The sequence below is a fragment of the Streptomyces sp. NPDC088400 genome (assembly GCF_044753355.1).
Lineage (GTDB): Bacteria > Actinomycetota > Actinomycetes > Streptomycetales > Streptomycetaceae > Streptomyces.
In genome coordinates, this window is record NZ_JBIVMZ010000017.1 from 157,666 (window position 1) to 167,244 (window position 9,579).

The following is a 9,579-nucleotide window of genomic DNA, read 5'->3' on the forward strand; positions in this document are numbered from 1 at the left end:
CGCGTCCGGGCCCGGACGTTCCGGTGCCCTTGCCCTTGCCGGTCCCGGTGGTGTCCTTGCCGGTTCCGGTCGTGTCCTTGGCCTGCCCGTCGGTTCCCCCGTCGGTCTCCTGACCGGTCACGACGTCGGTCGTAGCCGTCTCCGTACCGTCGACATCGACATCGACGCCCTCGGCGGGTTCCTCCGTGCCCTCGACCGACCCGGTGGTGTCCCCCTCCGCCGGGGGGATGACCGGGGTCGTGTCCGGGGCCGGCGGTGCCTGCACCGGGAGCGCCAGCTGGTAGCGGCCGTCGGCCAGGCTCATCACCACATGCGGCGGTGAGGAGTTCGCGGGTACGGCGACGCCCAGCTTCCCCTCAAGGATCCCGGTGTTCCGGCCGGCGTCCGATCCCGGGCCGAAGTCCTGGAAGTTCCCGTCCTGGTCGACGACGGTGACGCGGATGGGCAGCGCCCTGACCGCGAGTGCCGGACGCAGGTCGGACGCGGAGTGGTTCCACCCGGCCTCGTCGTCGGCGTCGCCGGGACGGAGGAGCTGTGTCTCCGCCAGAGCAGCCCGGACCTGGGGGCTCATGTCCACCGAGTGCGGGATCATGCCCACATCGTCGAACTCGTCCTGTTCCGGGGTTCCTTGGCCCAGGTCGACTCCCGCCGCGGCGATCTCGGCCGCGGTGAAGGTGTCCGTCTCGTCCTGGGCGACGAAGTCGAGCAGGCCGGTCTCGCTCGGATCGGTCAGCCTGCTCGCCAGCAGCTCGCGCAGCCTGGTGACCGCCCCCGCCGGATCGGTCACATCGACGCCCACCGCCGGGAGCAGCTCCGCGTCGGCCCGGTCGATGCCCTGCGCGAGTGCGTGGAAGAACCCGCTGGTCTCGGGCATGTCGTGGAGCGTGTACTCCGTGCCGTCGGGAGAGGTGAGGCGCGTGTCCGCGTCCGTGCCGGTCCTGGTGTAGCGGGACGGTTCCGGCTTCTTCGGGGATTCGTACGTCACCGCCGGCGGCTCGTCGAGACCGTCGAGCCGCTCCCGGCCCTGCTCGGTGGCCGCGAGCTGGTGCCACCGGGTGAGGTCGTCGGCGCCCGCGCGTATCCGGTGGTACTCGCTGGCCAGGGTCTCCGCGGTTTCCCTGAGCGTGTCCAGCTGGGCGGGCAGCGCGTCGTAGGCGTCGCTCGCCGACTCCAGGCTCCGCCGCGCGGCTTCGGCCGCCTGCCTGGCGGTGTCGAGGGCCGCTTGTGCCGTCCCGTAGCGGGCCTCGACGGCGATGTACGCGTCACCGGCGGCTCCCGTACCGACCGCGGGACCCGTGGCGGTGTTCCCGGCGCCACCGAGTTCCGGCACCGTGTCGAGCGCCTCGTACGCGTCCGTCGCGGCGTCGAGCTCCAGTTGGGCGTCGGCGACCGTCGCGTCCGCCGCTGTCAGGACGCTCTGCGCGGCGTCCCGCTCGTCCCGCAGGCCGGGGGCCGTGCGGCGCTTCTCCCAGTACGCCGTGTCCGCGGCGACCCAGTCGTCGCTGACGTCCTTGACCGCGTCCCACGCCGTGCTGACGCTGTCGGGGAAGTTCGTGTCGTCGATCAGCCGCAGGTCGCGGGCGACGTCGTCCCGCACCCACGCGATGACGTACGCGTCCGATTCGAGTGTCTGCGGTCCCGTCCTGGCCCTGCTGAAGGTCCCACCGCGGATCCTGTTCGCCGCTCTGGAGTCCAGGACGCCCCGGTGTACGGAGGCGACACTGAGCCAGGTGGCCGGGAAGGCGAACAGGTACGACCGGCCGGTGGCCGGCTTGAGGTGGCGTGACATCAGGTGGTCCGCGGCGATCACGGCCGCGTCGCCTTCGGCGTCGTGCGGGCCGGTGCCCTGCGGGCCCGGCTGGTTGAAGCCGGTGGCACCCTCGACCAGCGCCCCGGCGCCGAACGTCGCGTCCTGGGTGTTCTCGCTCGACATCGAGGTGTTCGCGGCCTCGCCGGTCCGCCTGAGGACTTCCAGCCGCCTCCCGTCGGCGACCGTCAGCAGGGTCGCGCCGCTGAAGTCGGGCGTGGAACTCAGGGACAGTTCGCCGGAGTCGGTGCCGAGCAGGAGGTATTTCTCCACCAGCCCCGCCACCTGGTAGGGGTCGGCCTCCAGGGTCTGGGGGTAGAACGCGCTGAGCGCCGAGTAACTGGTGCCGTCCTCCAGCGCTTGCGCGGATCCGGTACCGAGCCGGGTCAGGCCTGTCTTCTTGGCCTTCTGGAGCAGCCCGTCCAGGTCCGTCGGGGCCGGACCGCCGTCGGCTTCGAGGGCGGCGAGGGAGAAGCCCGCGTCGTACGCCTTGGTCAGCGCGAGGTCGTTGGCCGCCCGGATGTTCTCCACGCCGACGATCCCACGGACGTGGAAACCGTTCTCGGGGAAGGTGAACGGCCGCTCGACGCCGTCCCCGTACCGGACCTGGAGTTCCTGCCCCGGCCGCCTCGACGGGAGGATTCCCTGTCGGGGCGTCTTGGTCAGGACGTCGGTGAGGTCCGGCGCGGACAGCGGGTTGCCGGCGGGGGACGGGCCGATCCGTGTCGGGCCCATCAGACTGAGCGGGATGTCCTCGCGCAGTTCGCCGGCGTCGTGCTCCTCGACGATCCGCCACCTGCCCAGGAACCGGTCCGCGTTCGAGACCGGCCGCTCGGACGGAGCGTCCCGCAGGGCCACCGGAGCGTCGGGGGCCGGGCTGTCGTCGGCCTCCAGGGTGATGCGCAGCCGGTACGGGGTGATGATCCGCGCGTGCGGTTCGGTGGACGGCGACCGGTAGATCACGGTGGTGGTCGTGGAGTGGTTCGACGCGACCGTCTGACGGCTGGAGCCGGTGTCGGCGTACGTGGGACCGGCGGCCGGAGCGGTCGGCTCGCCGGTGTACACCATCTGGCTGACGGCGGTCCCGAAGTCCGCGCCGGACGAGGCGTCCGAGCTCTCCTGGACGGTCTCGCTGGCCTCCCTGTTCTCCTCGATCTCCACACCGTGGTCGAGCCCCATGAACCGGGGCTCCCCGGGGACCAGTTCGGCCCGCGCCCGGACCCACCGGTCGCCGATCCACAGGCCGCCCCAGCCCCATCGGCCGGTCTCGACGGGTACCGAGGGGGCGGTGGTCGTCATCTCCCCCTTCAGAGCACGCAGCACACGGCCCGTCACCAGCCGCCTCACCCGCTGGCGGTCCTCCTCGTCCAGCCCCAGCCCGCGCATCCTGCCCTCGAACGCGCTCATCGCCGCGTTGGGGTCCAGCGCGTTGACCGGGTACGTGCCGAAGGCGGTGCCCTTCAGCCACGGCTGGGGCGTCCAGAGCTGCTCCACGTAACGCGGAACCGGGCCCATCCCGTCGTCGATCAGGCCCAGTTCGTGGGCGCTCTTCTCGGGCAGGTGGCCCACCACACCGCCGGGAGACCGCTGGGTCACGCCCGCCGCCCCGGCGATCAGGCCCGGGATCAGCGAGCTGCCCGCCAGGGCGGACCCGATCCGGCCCATTCCGACCCGGCTCGTCATCATCGCGAACCAGTGCTCGACATCCCCCGCCACCAGCACCTGATTGCCCGTCAGGCTCCAGGACATGTCGGTGGAGACGGTCCGGCTGACGACCTTGCCCTCCGACCTCGTCCGCGACAGGGGGTTGGCGACGAGCCCGTAGTTGCCCAGCGTGCCGGGCCCGGCGGTGGTGGTCGCGGAGTAGACCAGCTGACCGCCGAAGACGAGGCTGCTGCCCTTGCCCACCTTGCCGGACGCCTGCCGCGTGCCGCCGAACGTCAGCTCGGTGTCCATGGGGACCGAGGGCGTGAGAGCGCGAAGACCGTCCACCGTCGTCACATAGCGGAAGCTCGCCCACAGCGTCCCGTACGGCCCCTTGGCCATCAGGCCGCTGCCCGCCAGGCCCAGGGGCGCCGAACTCTGGTCGAAGCTCGATGTCATGTACTGGGGCTGGAAGGTGCGGACGACCGCCTCCCTGGTGGGAGCACCCTCCTGCACCAGCTGCCAGGCCGCGCCCGACGCGTCGCTCATGGCCTGGCCGACCCCGGCGATCAGTACGGCCGACGGCACCATGCTCACGATCGCGAACGGGTGCATCTGGAAGTCCCGGAACGCCGGTGAGCCCCGCCCGGAGAGCAGTGCGGCGGCAGCGGGCGTGATGAGGTCGCCCGACGCCAGTTCGATGGCCCTGTCGCCGTTCATGGACCGGGCGGGCGGTTCGGGGTCCAGGTAGGGGTTGAGCGCACCGTCGGCGTGCGGGTCCATGGCGGGAGCGTGCAACTCGGGGATGCTGAGCACCACTTGCCCGGTCAACGCGCCGCCGCCCCGCCCGGGGCCGATGAGAATGTCCTGCGGCTGCCCTCTGACGATCAGTCCGGGCAGCCCGAGCCCGATGCCCCGCAGCAGGCCGCGGGGGCGCCAGTAGCCGCCCTTGCTCGCGGTCAGGGTGAGGTCGTAGCGGTACCGGTGGGAGGGCTTGTTGGTCACCGACAGCATCTCGTTGGTGGCCGTCGAGCCGAAGCCGATCTCCGCGTCCCGCTGCCACCCCTTGCGCAGGCCGGTCGTCAGGCCGAGCGTGTGGCGGCGGAAGCCCGAGTCGTCGGCGCTGTTGCTGCGGCCCGCGAGCATGCCCTCCACACCCAGCTCCGTGCCACGCTTCCAGCCCACCAGACCGTCGAGCTTTTCGGAGCCCTGGGTGCCGAAGCGCAGCCCCTGGTCGATCCGTTTGCCCTCGTACCGCCGGTTGGACAGGGCTCCGTGCACCCAGAAGTACCGGTAGCCCTGCCCGATCGAGCCCGGCTCGACGATCCGGATCGGCATGCCGGTCGTGGTCAGCGCCTGAAGGTTCGCGTATTGGCCCTGCTGGGAGAGCATGCCGAGGATCTCCAACGTGTTGGAGAGCGCGATCTGGTAACGCGCGGCATTGCGCCAGTGCGGGGGAGCGGGCCGGCTGAGAGCGTCCCGAACCAGTCGGCCGGGGTCCCGGAGCGAGGTGACGAACGCACGCCAGGTCCTCGGCTCGGGGGGCAGGAGCTGATCCAGCGGCGCCACCGCCCCCGGGTACTCCGCCCCCACGGCCCTCACCACCTGGTCGGCGAACGCCTCCAGCAAGGTGCGGCCGGTGCCGTCGCCCGTGTCGATGGTCCGTGTGCCGTCCGCGAAGGCGAAGTCCACGACCCTGAACATGCCCAGGTTCCGAGGCTGGTCCTGGGTGAGGTAGGCCGGGGCGAAGGGTTCCGGCAGACCGGGGCGCGGGGGCACCGTCATCCCGTCGTCCCAGCCGGCCAGTCGCCGCGCCTCGGAGCTGGACATCCGGTCCAGGCTCCAGGTGTGGAACCGCATCGGGGTGCCGCTGTCGCCGCTCAGCCGTACGTAGACCGACTTCTTGACCAGGTAGAGGGCGGTCCTCTGATGCTTGAGCTGCGCCACTATCTTGCTGACACCACTGCCGCCGAGGCCGGTCGTGCGGAGCTTGGCGAACTGGTACCGGAAGACGCCCCCGCCCTGCAACCGCAGGTCGAAGTCCGCGACGCCCGGGTCGAAGACGTTGAACGAGGGCCCGAGGATGGCGTCCAGTCCGAAGCCGGTGCCCGCCGCCCGGTTCCTCTCGCTGCGGACCGTCCACTTGTTGATGTCCCGCAGCTCGTACCGGGACGTCTCCCCGACGAGCTTCGCCGACTCGGGGACCACCTGCTCCACCACGAAGGCGCCCAGCGGTGTCTTGCGCCGGTCGTCCTGGAACAGTGGCGGGCTGGTGAACCGGCTGTTCCACATGATGCCGCCGTGCCGCTGGAAGCTCTCGCTCGAAAAGAGCGTGTCCAGCTCGCGGTAGGCGGTGCTGCCCGGCAGGACACCGATCCGCTGGGCCGCCCAGTCGCGGATCAGTGCGACGGGGCCGAACCCCTCGATGTGCACGGACCGGTAGTCCGAGTTCCGGTCCAGCCGCAGTGACCGGGGGACCCGGCCCGGCTTCGCCGTCGTCGTCACGCTGTCGGGCAGGCGCACCAGCAGCCCGTGGCGGACCGCGAAGCTGAACTCCGCGCGTTCGTCGGGGCTCGCCGCGGGCCCCGTCACGAGCTGTCCCTGGGCGTCGGTGACCCGTACCGCGTAGTGGATGTGGTCCAGGTGCGGGCGGGAGCTGTCCCACGAACGGGACTCCATCTGGTTCTGACGCTGGTCGTTGAGCGTATAACCGACCTTGTCGAGGAAACCGAACTTGAGGGAGACGCGGCCGAAGGCGCTGAACGGGTCGACGCCCACCGGGCCGAGCGACGTACCGAGCCCCACCTGAGTGCTGGACTGCATGTTCTTGGTCTGCCCGAGCGTCGCGCCGGCCCGGACCATGCTGTCGATCTTGGCGGGGTCGCCGAAGTCGTCCTTGAACTGCTCCCACTGGCCGTAGTGGCGGGCGGTGAGGTGCAGGACGCGGACCTCACCGTCCGCGTTGTGGTAAGTGAACGGGCGGCCCCGGTCCGTCACAAGGGACTTCGGCCGGTGCCGGAGGACCTGCCAGATACCGGTCATCAGCTCGGAGTCGCCCTCGGGCCGCGCGGCCGGCCGGGCCTGCAGCGCGGTGTCGATGGCCGCGACCACCTGCGCGATGCCCCGCAGGACGACCGTGCTCTGCCCGAAGGTGCCCGGACTGGCGGTGAGTTGCCGCTGTACGTGCTCGGGGAGGTTGTCCGGCAGGAGCGACTGGATGTCGTCGATGTAGGCGGGAATCCTGGAGTCGGTGTCCTTGAACCGGGTCTCCTTGCGGGGGCCGGCGCCCGGGGCGGCCATGTCGCGCACCAGACGCGGCGGGTGGCTCTGGTCGAGAGTGGAGTGGATCCACTTCTTCTGGGAGGCCGGCGGGTTCTTGGGCGAAACCGGCGGGACGACGGCCGTGTCCGACTGGGTCTGCTGATCGGTGGGCGGCGCGGGGGTGTTGGAGTCCGCGGGGGTGTTGGAGTCCGCGGGGATCTCCACGACCGTGTCGGTGTCGACGGGCGCGGGGGTCTCGGCCGACGTGGTGGTGCCGGGCGCGGTGGAGGTGGTCCGGACAGGAGCGGCGGGCGCCACGGCCGTGTTCCCGTCGGCGCGGGAGGGCGGGTGGACCGGTGGCGCGTCCACGGGTGCGAGCAACCGCAGGGCCTGCGTGTGGTCGTCGGTGCCGGTGGTCGGGGTCGGTGCTGTTGATGTGCGTGCGGAGAGCGGGTGGTCGCGGACGACCGTGCCGGTGTCGATGACGCTCTCGATGGTCCGCAGGTAGTCCTTGGGTATGACCGGGCCCGCCGGGTCCGGCAGCCGGGTGGGGTCGGCCATCAGCCCGTAGCTGTCGCTCTGCCGCAGCAGGCGGCGGAAGAGCGAGGCGGCCGACCGGCCCCGGTCCGACAGGCCCGCGTAGTGGAACAGTTCGTGCAGGGCGGTCGCGTCGTCCCGCATCCGTTTCTCCGCGGCGTCTTCGGGAGAGGCCGTCGGGTCGTCGGCGTGGAGGCGCAGATTCAGCTGGTCGGAGTCGCCCGGGTCGAGCGTCCTGCTCAGTGTCACGGCCTCGGGATGGTCCGGGGCGGGGGTGAGTACGAGGTTGAGGTGCAGCTGGTCGCCCGAATCCGGCAGCAGCAGACCGTTGTTGACGTACGTGTCCAGGAGGGTGTTCATCCGCTCCTGGTACGCGCCCAGGTCGTCCGGCCCGAAGCCCTCTCCGAACGTCACCGGCAGGTGCAGGGACGCGTTTCGTATCCAGCGGCTCTTGGAGTCGTCGGCCTGGATCCGCCGGACCCACATACGGATCAGCGTGTCCCGGCCGTCCAGCAGCCCTGGGCCCAGGCTCCCCTTCCCGGGGTCGCGGTCCGGGTCGAACCGTTCGGTGAACAGCGGCTGCGCCGGGGCGGCCTGCCGCTCGGACCACCACTGGTCCCTGACGACCGGATCGGCCACCGGCACCGCCGGCTCCGGGGTCAGCGCGGTCGGCGCCGACATGTCCTGCCCGGGGACTGTGTCCGGCCCGGCGGGTGTGCCCTGACCAGCGGATGTGCCCTGACCTGCCGGTGCGCCCTGCCCGGCGGGTATGTGCTGCCCGGCGGGTATGTCGGTGCCGAGGACCGGCACATCGGAGGACGACGTACTCAGCCCCGGGGCGATCGCGTCCGGGTTCCTCGCCGGAGGCAGAGGCGGGGCCGGCGGGGGTGCGGTGACGGAGGCGGGCGTGTCGGCGTCCTGGACATCGACGGGACGGGAGCCGTCGGCCGGTGGTGCGGTCAACTCGCCCGAATCATCGGCGAGTTCGAGGTCGTCCAGTTGCTCCGGCTGCCCCGGCGCGTCGGGCTGGCCCGGACGGCCCTGCTGCTGGCTCTGGCCCGGCTGTTGGGTCTGACCGGGCCGGCCCGGCTGATCCTGCGCGCCCTGGCCCTGCGTGCCCTGGTTGCCCTGCGTGCCCTGGTTGCCCTGCGCGCCCTGGTTGCCGGTGGCCTGCGGTGCGCCCTGCGGGCCCGGGGTCCTGCCGGAGCCCGTGTCGACCGCCGGGGCCGGGCCGGCCGAGGTGGCCACGGGAGCCGGGGGCGCGAGAGCATCGGACTCGGAGTCGGATTCGGAGTCGGATTGCGTTCCGGGCGCGTACTGGTTCGTGCCATCCTGCGCGCCCTGCGCTCCGCCCGAGGTACGGCCGGCCGACCCGGACCCGGGAAGGTCCTGGCCGGAGGGGGCGTTCCGAAGGTCCGACGTCCCGTCCTGGGCGCCCGCCTTGCCGTCGAGGCCGGTCCGCGCGTCCGCGTCCTCCGCGTAATCCGTGCCGTCGGTCTCGTACCCGGATTCCGATTCGTACAGGCTGTCCGTGTCGTACGCGCTGTCCGAGTCGTACGCCCCCGGGGCCGTGTTCGCCTTCGGGTTCGTCAGTCCGCCGGTGGTGTCCGTGAGCGGCCCCGGCGGGGTGCTGCGGAGGTCCGGTGTCGTGTCGAGATCGGTGTCGGTGTCGGACAGGAAGTCGTTGTCCGGTGTGTACAGGGAGTCGGGCGTACGCGAGGACGAGGGCCCGGTCAGGGACCCGCCCTGCGGCAGCCCCGAGGACAGCGGCATGCTGCCGGGCAGGGACGTGCTGTCGGACAGGGACGAGGACGGCGGGTTGTACGTGGACGAGGACAGCGGCGGGAGTCCCGTGTCGCTCGTGTTGCCCGGGTCGTAGGTGCTGTCCGGCAGTTGGTTCGTCTGACCGTCGTCCGTCGACGTGAAGCTCGATGTGTCCGGCCCGCCGTTATAGCCGCTGACGGGCAGCGGGCGCGGCGGGAGCGGCGGGGGTGTGGTGAGGTCGGGGCCGCCGAGGTAGGGGTCGAGGCTGCCGGGGAGGTCGGTGGAGGACGTCGTGTCCGGCCGGGGGGTGAAGAGGGACGTGTCGGAATTGAGGTTCCCGTTGTTCACCACAGTCGAAGGGCCCGGGGAACCGGGGGACTTCGACGGGCCCGGTCCCTTGTCCGACCCGCCACCCACCGGGTCGCTGCCCAGGACGCTGCCGGGCTTCGGCGGGGGATTGATGTTGTTGAGCAGGTCCTTGTTGAAGTACTTGTTGTAGATCACCAGGCCGCCGGCGCCCAGACCGGCCGCCGCGCCGAGTTCGGCGACACCACTGAGACCGGAGC

The 9,579-nt window shown here is 71.7% G+C and carries 1 protein-coding gene (only partly in view); it reads right to left on the reverse strand.

The features are described from left to right. Positions 1 to 9,517, reverse strand: the start of a protein-coding gene (locus ACIQD6_RS32245; protein WP_401889485.1) for a lonely Cys domain-containing protein. Its footprint begins 50,390 nt before the window's first position; 9,517 of the gene's 59,907 nt are visible here — the first part of the coding sequence; the start codon lies at positions 9,515 to 9,517; the stop codon falls past the left edge of the window. Positions 9,518 to 9,579 lie beyond the last annotated feature (62 nt).